Below are 16,985 nucleotides of genomic sequence, written 5' to 3' on the forward strand. Positions count from 1 at the left end.
CCGACCAACGGCGCTCCTACGCTGAGGGCATGACCGCACCCCGTCGCATCCTCGTCGTCGAGGACGAGCCCATCATCAACGGAGCGGTCACCGACCGGCTGGTCGCCGAGGGCTACGACGTCGTCCGCGCCTGGGACGGGCCTGGCGCCGTCGAGGCGTTCAGCACGCACGAGCCGGACCTGGTGGTGCTCGACGTCATGTTGCCGGGCTTCGACGGGCACGAGGTCTGCCGGCGCATCCAGGCCGTGCGACCCGTGCCGGTCCTGATGCTGACCGCTCGCGACGACGAGGCCGACATCCTCGTCGGGCTGGCGGTCGGCGCGGACGACTACGTCACCAAGCCGTTCAGGATGCGCGAGCTCGTGGCGCGGGTCGCGGCCCTGCTGCGCCGGGTCGACCGGGCGGCCGAGCTGGCCGGCCAGGGCATCGCCGACCTCGGTGACCTGTGCATCGACCCGGGTGCCCGGCGGGTGTGGACGGCCGACGACGAGGTGCACCTGACGCCGACCGAGTTCGACCTGCTGCTGTGCCTCGCGGCGAGCCCCGGTGTCGTCCTCACCCGCGAGCACCTGCTCGCCGAGGTCTGGGGCTGGTCCGACGCCTCGGGCACGCGTACGGTCGACAGCCACGTCAAGGCGCTGCGCGCCAAGATCGGCGCCGAGCGCGTGCGCACGGTCCACGGCGTCGGCTACGCCCTCGAGCCCGGGGCCGACCGATGACCACCCGTCCGCTCGACCAGGTCCAGTCGGTCAAGGTCAAGCTCGGCTTGCTCGTCGCTGCGAGCGTCGCCGTGGCCTCGATCGTCGCGACGATCGGCTCGGCCGGTGGCGTGCCGATCTGGCTCAGCATCCCCGTCACGATCGCCCTCGCACTCGCCGTCACCCAGCTGCTTGCCGTCGGGATGACGTCGCCGCTGCGCGAGATGACCGCCGCGGCCAAGCGCATGGCGACGGGGGACCACGCCGTGCGCGTGTCGGCGACGTCCCGCGACGAGGTCGGCGAGCTGGCTCGTGCCTTCAACCGCATGGCCGATGAGCTGGCCGGCGTCGACCGGCAGCGCCGCGAGCTGGTGGCCAACGTCAGCCACGAGCTCCGCACGCCGCTGGCTGCGCTGTGCGCCCTGCTGGAGAACCTCGCCGACGGTGTCGCCGAGCCCGATCCGGAGACCCTGCGCGCCGCGCTCGACCAGGGCGAACGGATGACCGCCCTGGTCACCGACCTACTCGACCTGTCACGCGTCGACGCCGGCAAGGCGCCGCTGGAGCTGCAGGACGTCGAGGTGGCACCGCTGCTGGTGGCCGCCGTCACGGAGCTGCGGGTCAGCGACCGTGACGTGACCTTCGCCGTGCAGGTCAACCCGCCCGAGCTCGTGGTGCAGGGTGACCCCGCCCGCCTCCGGCAGCTCGTCGCCAACCTCCTGGACAACGCCTCGCGGCACAGCCCACCCGGCAGCACCGTGACGGTTCGCGCCGATGTCTTCGGCGACCACTGGCACCTGGTGGTCGCCGACCAGGGCCCGGGCGTCGCGCCGGTGCACCGCGAACGCGCCTTCGAACGCTTCGGGACGCTCTCGGAGGTCGACGGAGGCGGCGGCACCGGCCTCGGCCTGGCGATCGCCCGCTGGGTCACCGACCTGCACGGCGGAACGATCGGCTTCGCGAACCCCGAGCCCGGGGAGTCGGGCGCACGCGTCCTGGCCGACCTCCCGCTCAACCCCACCCTCATGCGTACGAAGGAGAGCCCGATGACCGAGTCGACCGCTGCACCGATGGGCCCGCCGGCCTATCCCCATTACCCGCAACCGGCCCTGCCGTCGCTGACGGACAGCACGTTCGGCGACTTCTGGCCCGATGACGGCGTGCCGGGCAACGTGCGCGTTCTGCTCGGCGCGCTCGGCGTCGGCGTGCTCGCGGGAGCGATCATCCCGTTCCGTGACCACGGCCTCGGCGTGTTCCTCGTGCTCCTCGCCGCTGGTGCGCTGCTGCTCGGCACGAGCCGCAACCGGCGGGATCCGTTCACCCTGGCGTGCGCCGGGCTCTGTGGGCTGCTGTCGGTGGTCGTGCTGCTGCGGGACGCGGAGTGGATCGTCATGCTGTGCCTGCTCGCCGGCGCCGGCCTGTGCATCATCGGGCTGGTGCGGGGTCGCACCTTCCTGTCGTTCGTGCTCGCCGGGATCGCCTGGCCGCTCGCCGGACTGCGGGGCATGCCGTGGCTCGGCCGCACGCTTCGGCGCATCACGGGCATGGGCGGCGGCGCGGCTCTCGTGCGTACGGCCGTCCTCTCGGTCGTCGGCGTCACGGTGTTCGCCCTGCTGTTCGCCTCGGCGGACCCGCTGTTCGCCGAGTGGGTCGGCGCCGTCGTGCCCAACGTCGGTTCGGCCGAGTTCGCGCTGCGCGCCTTCGTCGCGTTCTTCGTCGGCGGGGTCGTGCTCGCCGGTGCGTACCTCGGCCTGAACCCCCCCGAGGTCAATCGTGCCGAGCGGGCGCCGCGTCCGGTCGCGCACCGGTTCGAGTGGCTCGCGCCGGTGCTGGTGGTCGACGCGGTGTTCGCGGTGTTCCTGATCGCGCAGGCTGCGGTCATCTTCGGCGGCCACGACTACCTCAGGCGTACGACCGGGCTGACCTATGCCGAGTACGTGCACCAAGGATTCGGCCAGCTCACCGTCGCGACCGCCCTCACGCTGCTGGTCGTCTGGGCAGCGTCGCGCAAGGCGCCGCGCGAGACACCGGCCGACAGGGCGTGGATCCGCGGGTCGCTCGGCTTGCTGTGCGGCCTGACGCTGGTCGTCGTGGCGTCGGCGCTCCACCGGATGCACGTCTATCAGGACGCGTACGGGTTCACCGGCCTGCGGCTGCTCGTCGACGTGTTCGAGGGTTGGCTCGGCATCCTGGTGGTGGCGACCCTCGCCGGTGGCGTGGCGCTGCGGGCGGTGTGGCTGCCGCGCTTCGCCCTGTTCAGCGGGGTGGTGCTGCTGGTCGGCCTGGCCGCGATCAACCCCGATGCGTGGGTCGCGCGGCACAACATCGATCGCTACGAGACCAGCGGCAAGGTCGACTGGACGTACCTCCGATCGCTGTCCGACGACGCGCTCCCCGTCCTGGCGACGCTGCCCCCGGACCTCGTCGAGTGCGCGGTCTCGCTGGACGGTCGTACGCACGACGACTGGCTCGAGTGGAACCTCGGCCGCTCGCGGGCCCGCTCCGCGATCGCCGACCATGCCGGGGAGTGGCAGCAGGATCCGGCCTGCCCCGGCCAGACCAACAACTGAGACGGGGTGTGTGACAGCCGATAACCCTGAAAGGGCATGACGTATCGCCGATTGGCTGCTTTCATGGAGGTGGGAAGGAGCGCGGGCGGCACCCTGGCCAGCGACTGCCGGTCAAGGAAGCCCGTGATCTTTTCGGGGCGACCGAGCAGGGGACGGTATGACCCGGACACGCGATCCCGCCCACGCGTTGCTCCTCGGGGGACTGCGTTTCGAGAGCCGCGACACCGAACGGGCCTACCGGCGTTGGCGGATCGACACCGTGACGCCGTTCGTCCGGATCGGCTACATCGGTTCGGCGCCGAGCTGGATCCTGCTGCTGATCGCCATGATCTTCCTGGATCCCCATGCCGCCCACCGCGCCGCGGGTTGGGTCGTCGGCTGGATCCTCCTGCTCCTCGTGCTCACCTGGCTGACCGTGCCGCCCAGGCTGCGCCGTACGGTGATGCCGCTGGCCGCCGCTGCGAACTGCCTGGCCGGCTTCCTGGTCGTGTGGCTGACCTCGGAGGTCGCGCTCGCCGGCGAGGTGACCCAGACGCGGGCCGGGGTCATGATCGCGGGCCTGCTCGTCGTCATGTTCTTCGGCTACGGCATCTTCCGCATCCCGCCCGGGGTGGCCATGGCTGCCGTGACGCCGTATGCGGCGTTCGGCTCGTACCAACTGCTCCAGAACTACAACGACGGGGAGCTCAACGGCGTCGAGTCCGCGTCGCTGGCTGCTGCGGAGTGGATCGCCTATTTGGGATGCCTCATGGTCTGCGTCGTCATCGAGATCGTCGAGCGTCGGGCGTTCTGCAAGGACCAGATCATCGACGCACAGCAGCGGGAGCTGCGCCACAGCAGGGAGACCATCCGCCGCTACGTCCCGCGCCCCGTGTTCGAGCACATCGTCAGCGGGGACACCGTCGGCATCGACGTGCCCACCCGGCGACGGGTCACGGTGCTGTTCGCCGACCTGGTGGGGTTCACCGATCTCGCGGACCGGGTCGAGGCCGAGATCCTGACGCAGGTGGTCAACGACTACATGACCACCATGAGCCAGCTCGTCGACGAGCACGGCGGTCTGGTGAACGAGTTCGCGGGCGACGGCCTGATGGCCCTGTTCGGGGCGCCCGACGAGATGGACGTCGAGGAACAGGCGTCGAGCGCGGTGCTGGCGGCCCAGGCGATGCAGGACGGTCTCCCGGCCCTCAACGGGCAGTGGCGACGGCTCGGTGTCAGCGGGCCGATGCGGATGCGGATCGGCATCGACACCGGTGTCCTGAGCGTCGGCAGCTTCGGCTCCGAGGGGCGGATGACGTACACCGCGATCGGGCTGCACACCAACATCGCGGCCCGCCTCCAGGCGCAGTGCGAGCCGGGACGGATCCTGCTGAGCGACTACTGCTGGCACCTCGTCAAGGACCGCATCTCGTGCGAGCCGGTCGGCGAGGTCCAGTGCAAGGGCGTGCACTACCCGGTGCCGGTCTACTCCCCGTCAGGTGCGGGAGGCTGAGCCCAACAGGCGGGTGAGACGCCGAGGTTTCAGGCCAGGCAGCGGTGAGTCAGGTCGAACCGCAACCTCGCGGGTACGACCTGAGTCACCGCTCCCGCAGCAACATCAGGCGTACGAGACACCGGTGGCGTGCAGCGGGCAGTAGCCGAAGGGGTTCTTGACCAGGTACTGCTGGTGGTAGTCCTCGGCGTAGTAGTACGTCTCCAGAGGCAGGATCGACGTGGTGATCTCGCCGTAGCCGGCCTCCGTCATCCGTACCTGGTAGGCCTCGCGGGACGCCTCGGCCTGGGCCTGCTGCTCGGGGGTCGTGGTCAGGATCACCGAGCGGTACTGCGTGCCGCGGTCGTTGCCCTGGCGCATGCCCTGCGTCGGGTCGTGGTTCTCCCAGAACACCTTGAGCAGGTCCTCGTACGTCACCTTGGCCGGGTCGAAGATCACCCGTACGACCTCGGCGTGCCCCGTGCGACCCGTGCACACCTCTTCGTACGTGGGGTTCGGTGTGACGCCGCCGGCGTACCCGACGGACGTCGACCAGACGCCGGGAACCTCCCAGAACGTCTTCTCCTCGCCCCAGAAGCAACCGAGGCCGAACACCGCGACACCGAATCCTTCGGGTGCCTGGGTCTCGACGGGATTGCCGAGCGTGAGGTGCGTGCCGCCGACCTGGTAGGGACGGCCTTCACGGCCGGGGAGGGCGCTCTCGGCGCCGGGGAGCTCTGACTTGCTGCGGTTGAAGATCATGCGTTCCACCTCTCGTGTCGAGTCTACGGATTCACGCCCGCTCGAGGATTCGAGCGATCGTGACGAAGCCGTGACGCCGTGCATGCTCCAGGGGAGTCACGCCGGCGCGATCGGCGATCGACACGTCCGCACCGTGGTCGACCAATGACTCAACAATGCGCTGCCACGGTCTTGTTCCCTTGCCGAGGATCACGGCCTCGAGCAGGGCCGTCCAGCCCAGGTCGTTGACGTGGTCGACGGCGATGTCGGTGTGGTCCAGCACGTACGCCACGTAGTCCGCGTGGCCGCGTTCGCTCGCCGGTATGTGCGACAGCCCGCCGAACCGGTTGCGGATCGTGAGGTCCGGGTCCGCCGCCAGGACGACCTCGGCCATCGCGACGCTGCCGGTGACGCCGGTGACGAGCCACGGGGTGTCGTGACGATCGTCCAAGGCATCCGGATCGGCACCGGCGGCGATCAGCGCGCGAGCGGCCGCGACGCGATCGTGCGTCACAGCCAGCAGGAGCGGGGTGCGGTCCCGCGCATCGCGGACCTCGGTGTCCGCGCCTGCCTCGAGCAGCTGGCCGACCTCGGTGGCCCGGCCCTTCGTCACGGCCGACAGCAGGCGTCGGCCCTGCTCGGCTTTGGAGAGCGCAGCGTACGGATTGGGGGTGGGTGTCGGCGTCGAGATCGAGTGGGACGTGGCCGGGTGCGCGGGCTCCGGCGAGGGACGCGACGACGAGCACGCGGTCACCGCCAGCGCGACCACCACGGGCGCCGCGGCCAGGACCTTGTTCACGCCGGTTCAACTCCTCGGAGCGCCGCGAGGTTCCGCACGGCATGGCCTAGGCTCCTCCGCATGAGGTGTGGGTCGTGAGGGAGCGCTACCAGGTGCCGATCGGCATGGAGATCGCCACCCAGTGGGCCTGGCGCATCCTGGTGATCGCGTCGGCCGTGCTGCTGGGCGTGTTCTTCCTGCGCTACTTCTCCGAGATCACGGTGCCGATCGCCGTGGCGGTGCTCGTCACGGCGCTGACGGTCAGCGGTGTCGACTGGCTCGAGGCGCATCGCGTGCCACGCCTCGCCGCCACGTTCATCGTCGTCATCGCGCTGCTCGTCGCGTTCTTCGGCATGCTGACGCTCGTCGGCCAGCAGCTCGCGACCCAGGCGACCGACCTGCGCTCGAGCGTCGTCGACGGCATCTCCAAGATCCAGGACTGGGCCAAGACCGGCCCGCTCAAGCTCAGCGACGACCAGATCCAGACCTGGATCGACAACGCCAAGGAGTCGATCCAGTCGAGCGACACCTCGGTGATCACCCGCGTCAGCGAGGTGGGCACGACGCTGACCCACCTGTTCGCCGGGTTCTTCATCGCACTGTTCTCGACGTTCTTCTTCCTCTACGAGGGCAACCGCATCTGGAGCTGGGTCGTCGCGCTGTTCCCCCGCGCGGCGCGTGAACGGGTCAACTCGTCGGGTCACACCGCGTGGGCGTCGCTGACGGCGTTCGTACGCGCGACCGTCATCGTCGCGCTGACCGACGCGCTGGGCATCGCGTTCGGTGCGTGGGTGCTCGGGGTGCCGCTGACGTTCGCGATCGGCGTGCTGGTGTTCCTCGGTGCGTTCATCCCGATCATCGGTGCGCTGCTGTCGGGCATGGTCGCGGTCCTCGTGGCCCTCGTCGCGCAGGGGCCGTGGACGGCCCTGTTCATGCTCATCGTCGTGATCATCATCCAGCAGATCGAGTCGCACGTGCTCCAGCCGTTCCTCATGGGCCGGCTCGTGGCGGTGCACCCGCTCGCGATCATCTTCGCCATCGCGGCCGGCGTCGTCGTCGCAGGGATCGTCGGCGCGCTCATCGCGGTGCCGCTGGCGGCGTGCCTCAACGGCGTCGTGCGGCACCTCGCCACGGTCGCCGAGCAGTTCGACGACGAGCCACCCGACGACGGCGGCGAAGCCCTGCCCGGACTCGCATGACCGACATCCACGCGGTGTGCCTGGCGCTGCCCGGAGCATCGATGACGTTCCCGTTCGGCGAGGAGACGGCGGTGTTCAAGGTCGGCGGCAAGGTCTTCGCGATCACCGCTGCCGAGTCACCGACCCACGTCACCCTCAAGGCCGAGCCCGAGGAGGTGACCGGACTCGTCGACACGTACGACGCGGTGACCCGCGGCTATCACATGAACAAGAAGCACTGGATCACCGTGCAGGTCGGCGGCGCGCTGCCGCCCGGCCTCGTCGAGGAGCTGGTCGAGGACTCGTACGACCTGGTGGTCGACAACCTCCCCGCCCGCGACCGGCCCTAGAGCTCGGTCGCCTCCGCCGGCACCGGGGTGTCGCGCGTCCGCAGCGGGATCTCCTTGATCAGCAAGGCGAACACGAAGGCGATCGTCACGATCGGCAGCGCCGCGAGGAACACGTCGTGCAGCGAGTCGGCGAACGCCTCGATGACCTTGGACTGCAACGGCTGGGGCAGGGCGTGGATCGCCGAGGCGTCGTTCGTGTTGATCTTGGGCGCATCGCCGCCGGTGCCGACGGTCGCCGCGAGGTGATGCGTCAGCCGGGTGTTGAGCACCGCGCCGAAGATCGCCGCGCCGAACGCGCCACCGAGCGTACGGAAGAACGTGATCGTCGACGTCGCGATGCCCATGTGGCGGGGGTCGACCGAGTTCTGCACGATCACCGTGAGGAGCTGCATCGTCAGGCCGAGCCCGGCACCCAGGATGAACATGCCGAGGCCGATGCGCCAGTAGGGGCTGTCGGCGTCGGCGGTCGACAGCACCAGGAGGGCGACGAACACCACGACGGTGCTGGCGATCGGCAGCGGCCGGTAGCGGCCGGTGCGGGTCACCCAGTTGCCCGACGGGATCGACGTGCAGAACAGGCCGGTGACCATCGGCAGCATGCCCAGGCCCGACCTGGTCGGCGACATGCCCATGACGATCTGCAGGTAGAGCGGGACGAAGATGATCGCGCCGAACATCGACATGCCCATGACGACCGACATCGCGTTGGTCGTGCGGAAGATCGAGCCGCGGAACAGCTCCATCGGGATGATCGGCTCGGCGGCCCGCAGCTCGACCAGGATGAACAGCGCGGTCAGCACGATCGCACCGGCGAGCAGGCCGAGTCCGAGGCGCGAGCCCCAGCCGTGGTCCGGTCCGGCCCACGAGACGTACAGCAGCATCGAGGAGACGCCGCTGACCAGCACCGAGGCGCCGAGCCAGTCGATGACGTGCTCGCGGCGGGTGTGCGGCAGCTTCAGCGCGTACGAGGTGACGACGAGCGCGACGATGCCGATCGGCACGTTGAGCCAGAAGATCCAGCGCCAGCCGGGTCCGTCGGCGAGCCAGCCGCCGAGCAGCGGGCCGGCGACGCTCGAGGTGCCGAAGACGGCGCCCATGTAGCCCATGTAGCGGCCACGCTCGCGGGGCGGGATGACGTCGCCGATCGTCGCGAACGCGAGGGCCATCAGCCCGCCACCGCCGACGCCCTGCAGCGCACGGAAGCCGATGAGCTCCTCGATGTTGCGCGAGAAGCCGCACAGCAGGGAGCCGACCACGAACGTGACGATCGCGATCTGGAAGATCAGCCGGCGGCCGTAGAGGTCGGAGATCTTGCCCCACAGGGGAGTCGAGGAGGTCGACGCGAGGAGGTACGCCGTGACGACCCAGCTGAGCTTGTCGAGCCCGTTGAGGTCCGACGTGATGCGGGGGAGTGCGGTGCCCACGATGCTCTGGTCGAGCGCGGCGAGGAACATGCCGGTCATGAGGCCGCCGAGGATCACCAGGATCTGGCGGTGCGAGAGGTAGGTGGGTGTGACGGTTGCAGGTGTTGCGTCGGTCATGAAGTGGCTCCGAGTGAGGCAGTGAGGCGGGTCAGGTCGTGGCGCAGGCGTTCGCGGTCGGCGTCGTCCCAGTCCGCGAGGGCCGCAGTGAGGAAGGCGCGTCGTTGGTCGAAGGTCTTCTTGAGGGTGGCGGCCCCGGTGCTCGACAGGGCGATGATGCGGGCCCGCCCGTCGACCGGATCGGGCTCGCGCTCGATGAATCCGCGGTCACCGAGCTGCTGGACGTGGCGACTGACGGTCGAGGCGTCGAGCTGCATGACCTCGGCGATGTCGCCGAGCCGCATCGCGCCGCGGCACTTCAGCGTGTAGAGCAGCGCGGCCTGCGACGGGTCCACGCCGTCGCCGTCGATGCGCGAGCGGAACCGCCGGCCGACCGCCATCATCAGCTGCATGAGGGCGTCCTCAGCCGTCGCGCCGACCTCCGGGGTCTGTGTTTGCATGCTGCAACCATATATCAGGTTGTGTGGTGCAACCAAATGGTGGTGCTACTGGACCGCCGCAGGTCCGAGCAGGTCCCAACGGTTGCCGGCGAGGTCCTGGAACACCGCGACCCGTCCGTACGCCTCGTCGCGGGGCTCGCCCACGAACCTCACGTCGTGGGCCACCATCCGCTCGTACGCCTCGTCGAAGTCGTCGACGCGGAGGAAGAACCCGACGCGGCCGGCGAGCTGGTCGCCGACCACAGCTGCCTGGCGCTCGCCATCGGCACGGGCGAGGAGTATCGCGGTCTGGGCGCCCGGAGGGCGTACGACGACCCATCGCTTCTCGCGGCCGTCGTTCGTCAGGGACGGCGTGTCCTCGACGAGCTCGAACTGCAGGACGCGGACGAAGAAGTCGATCGCAGGGTCGTAGTCGTCGACGACGATCGTGAAGAGCTCGATGTGCACGGCGCGAGCCTAGGCCAGGGGGTCAGGTGCGCTGCCGGTAGCGCCGGTGCAGCTCGTGGACCTCCTCGTCGAGACCGGGCACCGGGCCGTCGACGGCGACGCCGGGCGCGACGTCCTGGATCGGGATCGCCCTGACGGGTGAGGGGCCGACGCCGAGGTCGCCGAGCCAGGCGCTGGTCTGGGCGGACGAGCTGGCGAAGACGATCCGGCCGAGGCCCACCCAGCCGTGCGCCGCGGCGCACATGGGGCAGTGCTCGCCCGACGTGTAGACCGTCGCGGCTGCACGCTGCTCGGCGTCCAGGTGACCGGCGGCCCACCGCGCGAGTGCGAATTCGGGATGCCGGGTCTGGTCGCGCTCGGAGGTCTCGCGGTTGCGGTCCTCGGCGAGCACCGTGCCGTCACCGCCCACGAGGACCGAGCCGAAGGGCTCGTCGCCGGCCTCGATGGCCTCGGCGGCGAGCTCGATGCAGCGTCGCAGGTGTCGCAGGTCGTCGTCATTCACCATGGGGTCGAACGTACCGCCGCCCCGGCGCAGCCACTACGTTGGAGAGGTGGATCTGAATGATGTGAGGGCCGCCCGCGAGCTACTCCAAGGAGTCACCGAGGTGACCCCCATGGCGCACTCGCGCTGGCTCAGCTCGCGGACGTCGACGCAGGTGTTCCTCAAGGCCGAGAACCTCCAGCGCACCGGCTCGTTCAAGATCCGCGGAGCGTACGTCCGCATCTCGCGGCTCAGCGAGGACGAGCGCGCCCGCGGCGTCGTCGCTGCGAGTGCCGGCAACCACGCACAGGGCGTCGCGCTCGCGGCGTCGCTGCTCGGCATCAAGGCCACGATCTTCATGCCGATCGGCGCGGCGCTGCCCAAGGTCGCGGCGACCGAGGGCTACGGCGCCGACATCCACTTCCACGGCACGGGCGTGACCGAGGCGCTGGTCGCCGCTCGCGAGTTCGCCGAGCGTACGGGTGCCGTGCTGATCCACCCCTTCGACCACGAGGACATCATCGCCGGCCAGGGCACGCTCGGGCTCGAGATCCTCGAGCAGCTGCCCGACGTCAAGACGATCCTGGTCCCGCTCGGTGGCGGGGGACTCGCGGCCGGGATCGCGCTGCTGCGCACCGAGCGGCCCGACCTGCGGATCGTCGGCGTGCAGGCCAAGGACGCCGCCGCCTATCCGCCGTCGCTCGCGGCCGGCAAGCCGGTCACGTCGCCGATGGGCATCACGATGGCCGACGGCATCTCGGTCGCGATGCCGGGAGACATCCCGTACGGGATCCTCGAGTCGCTGTGCCACGAGGTGCTGACGGTCAGCGAGGAGTCGATGAGCAGTGCGCTCATCTCGTTGCTGGAGCGCGCCAAGCTGTTGGTCGAGCCCGCCGGCGCCGCTGCCGTGGCGGCGATCCTCGAGCAGCCGGACGCGTTCGAGGGGCCGGTCGTCGCGGTGCTGTCGGGCGGCAACATCGACGCCCTCGTGCTGCTCGACGTCATCCGTCACGGCCTGGCGGCGGCGGGTCGGTTCCTGCTGTTCCGCGCCCGCATCTCCGACCGGCCCGGCGAGCTGATGCGCCTGCTCACCGATCTCGCCGAGATGCAGGTCAACGTGCTCAACGTCAACCATGACCGGGCCTCCGAGACGTTGGGCGTCGGCCAGGTCGACGTCGACGTCCAGGTCGCGACGCGCGGGCCCCAGCACCGCGCCGAGATCCACGACCGCCTGGTCGAGCTCGGCTACGAGCTCGTCTGAACCCACGACCGCTTGACACTCGAAAGGCGACCTCTGTGCGTACCTTCGACCTGCCGGCCACCCCGATCGCTGCCGCGATCCTCACGACGTCGCGCGACAGCCAGGACGTGTCGCTGTTCAACCACAGCATGCGCAGCTATTGGCATGCCCGCTCGTACGCCGAGTCCGCGGGGCTCCTGGATCAGGCGCCGGAGATCCTCATCTTCGCGGCGACGCTGCTGCACGAGCTGGGCGCCAGTGCACTGGCCCCGGGTCGGGAGCGGTTCGAGATCGAGGGTGCCGACATCGCCGCCGAGACCTTGCTCGGCCTGGGGGTGAGCGAGGGTGACACCGAGCAGGTGTGGGACGCGATCGCCCTGCACACCTCTGGCGGCCTGGCGGAGCGTCGCGGTGCCTTGCCGAGGGTCGTCCGGGCCGGGATCGTCGCCGACTTCGGCCGGGCCGAAGAACCGCAGCGGGAGCTCCAGGACGCCGTCCACGCGGAATGGCCCCGGCTGAACCTCGAGACGGTCCTGGTCGACCACATCATCGAACGGGTCAACGATTCGGCCGCAGCGCCGCGTTTTGGGATGGCCGGCGTCGTCATCCACGAGCGCGAGGTGCATGGCATCACCGGCATGGAGATCGCCGCCCGCGACCTCGGCTGGTGAGGCGGTGACCTGAGTCGAACCGGCAGGTCTCTCGTTCAACCTGAGTCACCGGCGCCGCGGCGTGGTTCGACCTGAGTCACCGGTCCTGCAGGGGCGGTGACCTGAGTCGAACCGGCAGCGCCCAGGTTCGACCACAGCCACCGGTTCTGGTCCGCGATTCGACCTAGGTCACCGGCACCGTCGCGACGTTCGACCTGAGTCACCGCTCCAGCGGCCACGGGGTCAGAACGGCTTGGCGTCGACGACCTCGACGGTGATGTTCTTGCCGTTGGGCGCTTCGTAGGTCGCCTCGTCGCCCTTGTGCTTGCCGAGGATCGCGGCACCGAGCGGCGAGGTCGGCGAGTAGACGTCGATGTCGACGCTCGAGTCCATGCTGAGCAGCTCGCGCGAGCCGAGCAGGAACTGCTCGGTGTCGGTGTCGCCCTTGAAGCGGATCGTGACGATCATGCCGGCCTCGACCAGGCCGTCGTCGGCAGGCTTGTCGCCGACCTCGGCACGCCGCAGCATGTCCTCGAGCTGGCGGATGCGGGCCTCGGTCTTGCCCTGCTCCTCGCGTGCGGCGTGGTAGCCGCCGTTCTCCTTGAGGTCACCCTCGTCGCGGGCAGCGGCGATCTTGGCCGTGATGTCGGCGCGTACGTCGCCCTTCAGGTGCTCCAGCTCCTGCTGCAGACGCGCGTAAGCCTCCTGGGTCACCCAGATGGTGTCGGTCTCTGTGGGCTGAGTCATGTGAGCGCTCCTCTACGTGCTGCACCCCAGGCGTACGCCCGGGGTGAACCTCCAACGTTAGCACTCAACCGCGAGGTTCACATGTCTTCAGGACGCCGGTGACGGCCTTTCGCTCGGTCTGCACATCGATCGTGATGCGAGTCTTTTCGGCCTTGCCGGCGGCGACGTCGACGGTCTTCTCGCCGACGATCGAGTGGTCGGCCGCCTGGGCGTAGACGGTGCAGCGCACGGCGAGGGGATCGGGGCGGATCACGTCGACCTTGAGGGTCACCAGGTGGTCGCTCTTGACGTCGTATCCCCAGAGGCGGCCCTTGACCGGCTCGTCCTGGAAGCCCACCCACGCCGCGAACGAGACGCCGATCGCGATGCCGATCGCCGCGATGGCGGGCCAGAACCACCGGGGTCGGGTCCGGGTGCCATAGCGGGAGCTGAGGTCGGTCACGCCTGCCATTGTCTCAGGAGCCGAACATCTGCTTCCGTACGGCCTTGTCGAACGTGCGGAACGGCAGCACGTTCGACGCGGTGGCGATCATCTTGGCCTCGGTGCCGACGAGGTACTCCGCCTTGGCCCGCCGCGCGAACACCGCGTGGTGCGCCGCCTCGGCGACCTTCGACGCGGGGATGCCACTGTGCCGGGCGTCCGCCGAGATCGACCGCATCGCCGTGATCGCCTCGCCGTAGAGCTCGAGCGCCTTGGCCGGCAGCTTGCCCTCGATCTCGTCGATGTCGGCGCCGGCCTTGTCCCAGATCGGGGTCGACACCGTCGCGGGGGCGAGCACCGAGACGCCGATGCCCCACGGCTTGAGCTCACGGCGCAGGGACTCGGCCATGCCGTTGAGGGCGTGCTTCGACGCGGCGTAGGGCCCGATGAACGGCGCGGCGACGCGTCCGCCGATCGAGCTGGTGAACACGATGCGACCCTTGCCGTGCTCGCGCAGCAGCGGCAGGAAGGCCTGGGTCACGGCGAGCTGGCCGACGACGTTGACCTCGAGCTGGCGGCGCAGGTCGTCGAGGTCGAGGAACTCCAGTGGGCCACCGACCGCGATGCCGGCGTTGTTGACGATGCCGCGCAGGCGGGTGTCTGGCCCCAGCGCTCCGCGGACGAGGTCGGCGGCGTCGAGGGCTTCCTGGGCCGACGTGACGTCGAGCCGTACGGGCGTGACGAGCGCGTGCTCGTCGACCGTGGTCAGGTCGCGCACCGCGGCGAACACACGGATGCCGTTGGCGGCGAAGTTGTCGACCATGGCCTTGCCGATCCCGGTCGAGGCGCCGGTCACGATCACGGCATCGGGAGTTGTCATTCCGTGAGTATGGCGGATGGAACAACCCGGGCTGCACACGATGTTGGAGACAGTGCGAGGATTTTGCTCGAGCCTTCGAAGGAGAACCGTGGTCGACCAGCTGCGCCTCATGCACGTACACGCCCATCCAGACGACGAGTCGAGCAAGGGAGCGGCGTCGACGGCGAAGTACGTCGCCGAGGGCGTCGACGTCCACGTCGCCACGTGCACGGGCGGTGAGCGCGGCTCGATCCTCAACCCCGGTTTCGAGCACCCCGGCATCGTCGACAACCCGGAGCTGATCACGGAGATCCGCCGCGAGGAGATGGAGCGCGCCCGCGAGATCCTCGGCGTCAAGCAGGACTGGCTCGGCTTCGTCGACTCCGGCTGGCCCGAGGGCGACCCGAAGCCGCCGCTGCCCGAGGGCTGCTTCGCTCTCGTGCCGATCGAGGAGGCCGCAGAGCCGCTCGTACGCCTGATCCGTTCGTTCAGGCCGCACGTCCTCACGACGTACGACGAGAACGGCGGCTACCCGCACCCCGACCACATCAAGTGCCACGAGATCAGCGTCTACGCGTACGAGGCGGCCGCCGACCCTGACCGCTATCCCGACGCCGGCGAGCCGTGGCAGGTGTCCAAGCTCTACTACCACCTGGGCTGGAGCTGGAAGCGCATGGAGGCGATCGCCAACGCGATGGTGGCCCATGGGCTCGAGAACCCCTACGAGGACCGCTTCAAGGACTGGGAGCGCAAGCCCGAGGACGAGGCACGCCTGACGACCCGCGTCGAGTGCGCCGACTACTTCGGCGTCCGCGACCAGGCGCTGCTGGCCCATGCCACGCAGATCGACCCCAACGGCTTCTGGTTCGCGATCCCGCACGAGATCCAGGCCGAGGCGTGGCCGACCGAGGACTACCAGCTCGTCGACTCCAAGGTCGAGACGAGCGTCCCCGAGGACGACCTGTTCGCCGGGCTGCGCGAGACGGACGCTTCGCTGCCCTAGGCGCATGAACCTCACGGTCGTCATCGCCCTGCTCGCCAACGCGCTCGTCGCGTTGGCGAAGTCGGCCGCGGCGATGTTCACCGGCTCGGCGTCGATGGTCGCCGAGGCGGCGCACTCGTGGGCCGATGCCGGCAACGAGGTGTTCCTGCTTGTCGCCGACCGGCGGTCGCAGCGCCGCCCGGACCACTCGCACCCGCTGGGCTACGGCCGTGAGGCGTACGTCTGGTCGATGTTCGCGGCGCTCGGCCTGTTCGTCGCCGGCGCCGCGGTGTCGATCACCCACGGTGTCCAGGAGCTCATCGACCCGGGCGAGGCGTCGGACTTCGTCGTCGCGTACGTCGTGCTGGGCATCGCGTTCGTGCTCGAAGGGGTGTCGTTCGCGCAGGCGTTCCGGCAGGTCGGCCGCGAGGCGTCGACGATCGACCGCGAGCTGCTCCAGCACGCCCTGCAGACCTCCGACCCGACGCTGCGGGCGGTGTTCGCCGAGGACGCGGCCGCGCTGATCGGGATCCTCATCGCCGGGGCCGGCATCGCGCTGCACCAGGTCACCGGCTCGCCGACACCCGACGCGATCGGCTCGATCCTGGTCGGCGTCCTGCTCGCGGTCGTCGCGATCGTGCTGATCGACCGCAACCGCCGCTTCCTCGTCGGCATGGAGGCGTCGCCGATGCTCCTCGACGCCGCTCGGGCCCGGCTCGCGGCGATGGCCGGGGTGTCGAGCGTCGGCTACCTCCACATGGAGTTCGTCGGCCCGCGCCGGGTCTATCTCGTCGCGAGCGTCGACCTGGTCGGCGACGACGTCGAGTCCAGCGTCGCCGACCACCTCCGCATGCTGGAGAGCGAGCTCGAGACCGACGAGTCGGTGGTCGAGGCGGTGCTGACGGTGTCGCGTCCCGGACAGCCGCCCAACCCCGACCTCGACTCGATCTAGCTCGTCAGCGTGAACTCGTAGCCGCCCTCGGGCGGCGGCCCGGCCATCGAGACGTCGGCCGAGCCGGTGAGGTCGGCCAGCTCGTCGGTGCCGAGACCCGGCAGCACCTCGACGTGGTCGCTGACGGCACCGTCCTCGTACGAGCCGGTGTGCCGGAACACGCACGACCCCGTCCGGCCGCCGATCGTCCCGGTGAAGCGCTCGTAGCCGACGATGTCGGCGTGACCGGCCTTGCTGTCGCGGTACGCGAAGAGGTACGTCGTCGCACCGGTGCCCTCGACGTCGCCGGTGTACCGGAAGGTGACCTTGGCGGTCGTGACGCCACGGCTGGGGTAGTAGGTGCCGTTCTTGGTCTCACCCTCGCCGTCGATGTCCTCGATGACCGACTCGTCCCAGCCGGTCGGCATGAATCGTCCTGTCGTCTCGGTGCTCATGCGAT

General features: G+C 69.8%; 19 protein-coding genes. 9 read left to right on the forward strand and 10 right to left on the reverse strand.

The annotated features are described in order from the left end of the window. Nucleotides 1–29: 29 nt before the first annotated feature. The 3 genes from ASE12_RS17290 (at nucleotide 30) to ASE12_RS17300 (ending at nucleotide 4,760) form a co-directional block, all read left to right on the forward strand. Nucleotides 30–719, forward strand: a complete 690-nt coding sequence (locus ASE12_RS17290) for a response regulator transcription factor (protein ID WP_056403450.1) — start codon at nucleotides 30–32, stop codon at nucleotides 717–719. Beyond that, nucleotides 716–3,268, forward strand: coding sequence for a DUF4153 domain-containing protein (locus ASE12_RS17295; RefSeq protein ID WP_056403452.1), 2,553 nt, complete (start codon nucleotides 716–718; stop codon nucleotides 3,266–3,268). Before ASE12_RS17290 ends, ASE12_RS17295 begins: the two co-directional genes overlap by 4 nt. A gap of 157 nt (nucleotides 3,269–3,425) precedes the next feature. Further along, nucleotides 3,426–4,760, forward strand: a complete 1,335-nt coding sequence (locus tag ASE12_RS17300) for an adenylate/guanylate cyclase domain-containing protein (protein WP_056403453.1) — start codon at nucleotides 3,426–3,428, stop codon at nucleotides 4,758–4,760. Nucleotides 4,761–4,865: 105 nt separating this feature from the next. On the opposite strand, the gene msrA is transcribed toward ASE12_RS17300, so the two are convergent. Together msrA and ASE12_RS17310 are read right to left on the reverse strand one after the other, a co-directional pair. Further along, entirely contained in the window at nucleotides 4,866–5,501 is a 636-nt protein-coding gene (gene msrA / locus ASE12_RS17305) for a peptide-methionine (S)-S-oxide reductase MsrA (RefSeq protein WP_056403458.1), read from the reverse strand. Between the two features lie 31 nt (nucleotides 5,502–5,532). Next, a complete protein-coding gene (locus tag ASE12_RS17310) occupies nucleotides 5,533–6,279 on the reverse strand; it encodes an ankyrin repeat domain-containing protein (protein ID WP_200955047.1) in 747 nt (248 codons plus the stop codon). A 74-nt stretch (nucleotides 6,280–6,353) separates the two neighbouring features. Here ASE12_RS17310 and ASE12_RS17315 point away from each other — a divergent pair, with 74 nt between their 5' ends. Next, entirely contained in the window at nucleotides 6,354–7,457 is a 1,104-nt protein-coding gene (locus tag ASE12_RS17315; RefSeq protein WP_157413040.1) for an AI-2E family transporter, read from the forward strand. Next, nucleotides 7,454–7,786, forward strand: a complete 333-nt coding sequence (locus ASE12_RS17320) for an MmcQ/YjbR family DNA-binding protein (RefSeq protein WP_056403464.1) — start codon at nucleotides 7,454–7,456, stop codon at nucleotides 7,784–7,786. The genes ASE12_RS17315 and ASE12_RS17320 overlap by 4 nt, the downstream gene beginning before the upstream one ends. Here the strand turns inward: ASE12_RS17320 and ASE12_RS17325 are convergent. From ASE12_RS17325 to ASE12_RS17340, 4 genes are read right to left on the reverse strand one after another with little or no spacing between them, the layout of a single operon-like run. Then, nucleotides 7,783–9,327, reverse strand: coding sequence for an MDR family MFS transporter (locus ASE12_RS17325; protein ID WP_056403467.1), 1,545 nt, complete (start codon nucleotides 9,325–9,327; stop codon nucleotides 7,783–7,785). The two genes, ASE12_RS17320 and ASE12_RS17325, sit on opposite strands and share 4 nt — an antisense overlap. Next, nucleotides 9,324–9,767, reverse strand: coding sequence for a MarR family winged helix-turn-helix transcriptional regulator (locus ASE12_RS17330; protein ID WP_056403470.1), 444 nt, complete (start codon nucleotides 9,765–9,767; stop codon nucleotides 9,324–9,326). The genes ASE12_RS17325 and ASE12_RS17330 overlap by 4 nt, the downstream gene beginning before the upstream one ends. 45 nt (nucleotides 9,768–9,812) lie before the next feature. Further along, nucleotides 9,813–10,214: a VOC family protein gene (locus ASE12_RS17335; RefSeq protein ID WP_056403473.1), complete on the reverse strand. Its 402-nt coding sequence runs from the start codon at nucleotides 10,212–10,214 to the stop codon at nucleotides 9,813–9,815. Nucleotides 10,215–10,236: 22 nt separating this feature from the next. After that, nucleotides 10,237–10,719 carry a nucleoside deaminase gene (locus ASE12_RS17340; protein WP_056403476.1) on the reverse strand — a complete coding sequence of 161 codons (483 nt, stop codon included), beginning with the start codon at nucleotides 10,717–10,719 and terminating at the stop codon, nucleotides 10,237–10,239. A 109-nt stretch (nucleotides 10,720–10,828) separates the two neighbouring features. Here ASE12_RS17340 and ilvA point away from each other — a divergent pair, with 109 nt between their 5' ends. Both ilvA and ASE12_RS17350 read left to right on the forward strand, forming a co-directional pair. Then, nucleotides 10,829–11,956, forward strand: a complete 1,128-nt coding sequence (ilvA, locus tag ASE12_RS17345; protein ID WP_235508938.1) for a threonine ammonia-lyase — start codon at nucleotides 10,829–10,831, stop codon at nucleotides 11,954–11,956. 35 nt (nucleotides 11,957–11,991) lie between these two features. After that, nucleotides 11,992–12,606 (forward strand): HD domain-containing protein, encoded by a 615-nt coding sequence (locus ASE12_RS17350; protein ID WP_056403483.1) that lies wholly within the window; start codon nucleotides 11,992–11,994, stop codon nucleotides 12,604–12,606. A gap of 222 nt (nucleotides 12,607–12,828) precedes the next feature. Here ASE12_RS17350 and greA read toward each other — a convergent pair whose 3' ends face one another. The 3 genes from greA to ASE12_RS17365 form a co-directional block, all read right to left on the reverse strand. Further along, complete coding sequence (gene greA / locus ASE12_RS17355; RefSeq protein ID WP_056403486.1) at nucleotides 12,829–13,332, reverse strand: transcription elongation factor GreA; 504 nt, start codon at nucleotides 13,330–13,332, stop codon at nucleotides 12,829–12,831. 64 nt (nucleotides 13,333–13,396) lie between these two features. Then, the gene (locus ASE12_RS17360; protein WP_162255517.1) at nucleotides 13,397–13,774 is read right to left on the reverse strand and encodes a DUF4307 domain-containing protein; all 378 of its coding nucleotides are present in this window, start codon (nucleotides 13,772–13,774) and stop codon (nucleotides 13,397–13,399) included. A 13-nt stretch (nucleotides 13,775–13,787) separates the two neighbouring features. Then, entirely contained in the window at nucleotides 13,788–14,633 is an 846-nt protein-coding gene (locus tag ASE12_RS17365; protein WP_162255518.1) for an SDR family NAD(P)-dependent oxidoreductase, read from the reverse strand. An 88-nt stretch (nucleotides 14,634–14,721) separates the two neighbouring features. Here ASE12_RS17365 and mca point away from each other — a divergent pair, with 88 nt between their 5' ends. Continuing rightward, nucleotides 14,722–15,615: a mycothiol conjugate amidase Mca gene (gene mca / locus ASE12_RS17370; RefSeq protein WP_056403495.1), complete on the forward strand. Its 894-nt coding sequence runs from the start codon at nucleotides 14,722–14,724 to the stop codon at nucleotides 15,613–15,615. Nucleotides 15,616–15,619: 4 nt separating this feature from the next. Then, nucleotides 15,620–16,546 carry a cation diffusion facilitator family transporter gene (locus tag ASE12_RS17375; RefSeq protein ID WP_056403497.1) on the forward strand — a complete coding sequence of 309 codons (927 nt, stop codon included), beginning with the start codon at nucleotides 15,620–15,622 and terminating at the stop codon, nucleotides 16,544–16,546. Here the strand turns inward: ASE12_RS17375 and ASE12_RS17380 are convergent. After that, nucleotides 16,543–16,980 carry a DUF3224 domain-containing protein gene (locus tag ASE12_RS17380; RefSeq protein WP_056403500.1) on the reverse strand — a complete coding sequence of 146 codons (438 nt, stop codon included), beginning with the start codon at nucleotides 16,978–16,980 and terminating at the stop codon, nucleotides 16,543–16,545. The genes ASE12_RS17375 and ASE12_RS17380 overlap by 4 nt on opposite strands. Between the last annotated feature and the right edge of the window lie 5 nt (nucleotides 16,981–16,985).

It is taken from the genome of Aeromicrobium sp. Root236, assembly GCF_001428805.1.
GTDB lineage: Bacteria > Actinomycetota > Actinomycetes > Propionibacteriales > Nocardioidaceae > Aeromicrobium.

What these genes read in the sequence shown, in the direction of transcription:
- ASE12_RS17340 (WP_056403476.1), bottom strand. Translation starts at nt 10,719, where the DNA reads ATGGTGAATGACGACGACCTGCGACACCTGCGACGCTGCATCGAGCTC.
- ASE12_RS17365 (WP_162255518.1), bottom strand. Translation starts at nt 14,633, where the DNA reads ATGACAACTCCCGATGCCGTGATCGTGACCGGCGCCTCGACCGGGATC.
- ASE12_RS17290 (WP_056403450.1), top strand. Translation starts at nt 30, where the DNA reads ATGACCGCACCCCGTCGCATCCTCGTCGTCGAGGACGAGCCCATCATC.
- ASE12_RS17325 (WP_056403467.1), bottom strand. Translation starts at nt 9,327, where the DNA reads ATGACCGACGCAACACCTGCAACCGTCACACCCACCTACCTCTCGCAC.
- ASE12_RS17320 (WP_056403464.1), top strand. Translation starts at nt 7,454, where the DNA reads ATGACCGACATCCACGCGGTGTGCCTGGCGCTGCCCGGAGCATCGATG.
- ilvA (WP_235508938.1), top strand. Translation starts at nt 10,829, where the DNA reads ATGGCGCACTCGCGCTGGCTCAGCTCGCGGACGTCGACGCAGGTGTTC.
- ASE12_RS17380 (WP_056403500.1), bottom strand. Translation starts at nt 16,980, where the DNA reads ATGAGCACCGAGACGACAGGACGATTCATGCCGACCGGCTGGGACGAG.
- msrA (WP_056403458.1), bottom strand. Translation starts at nt 5,501, where the DNA reads ATGATCTTCAACCGCAGCAAGTCAGAGCTCCCCGGCGCCGAGAGCGCC.
- greA (WP_056403486.1), bottom strand. Translation starts at nt 13,332, where the DNA reads ATGACTCAGCCCACAGAGACCGACACCATCTGGGTGACCCAGGAGGCT.
- ASE12_RS17300 (WP_056403453.1), top strand. Translation starts at nt 3,426, where the DNA reads ATGACCCGGACACGCGATCCCGCCCACGCGTTGCTCCTCGGGGGACTG.
- ASE12_RS17330 (WP_056403470.1), bottom strand. Translation starts at nt 9,767, where the DNA reads ATGCAAACACAGACCCCGGAGGTCGGCGCGACGGCTGAGGACGCCCTC.
- ASE12_RS17375 (WP_056403497.1), top strand. Translation starts at nt 15,620, where the DNA reads ATGAACCTCACGGTCGTCATCGCCCTGCTCGCCAACGCGCTCGTCGCG.
- ASE12_RS17295 (WP_056403452.1), top strand. Translation starts at nt 716, where the DNA reads ATGACCACCCGTCCGCTCGACCAGGTCCAGTCGGTCAAGGTCAAGCTC.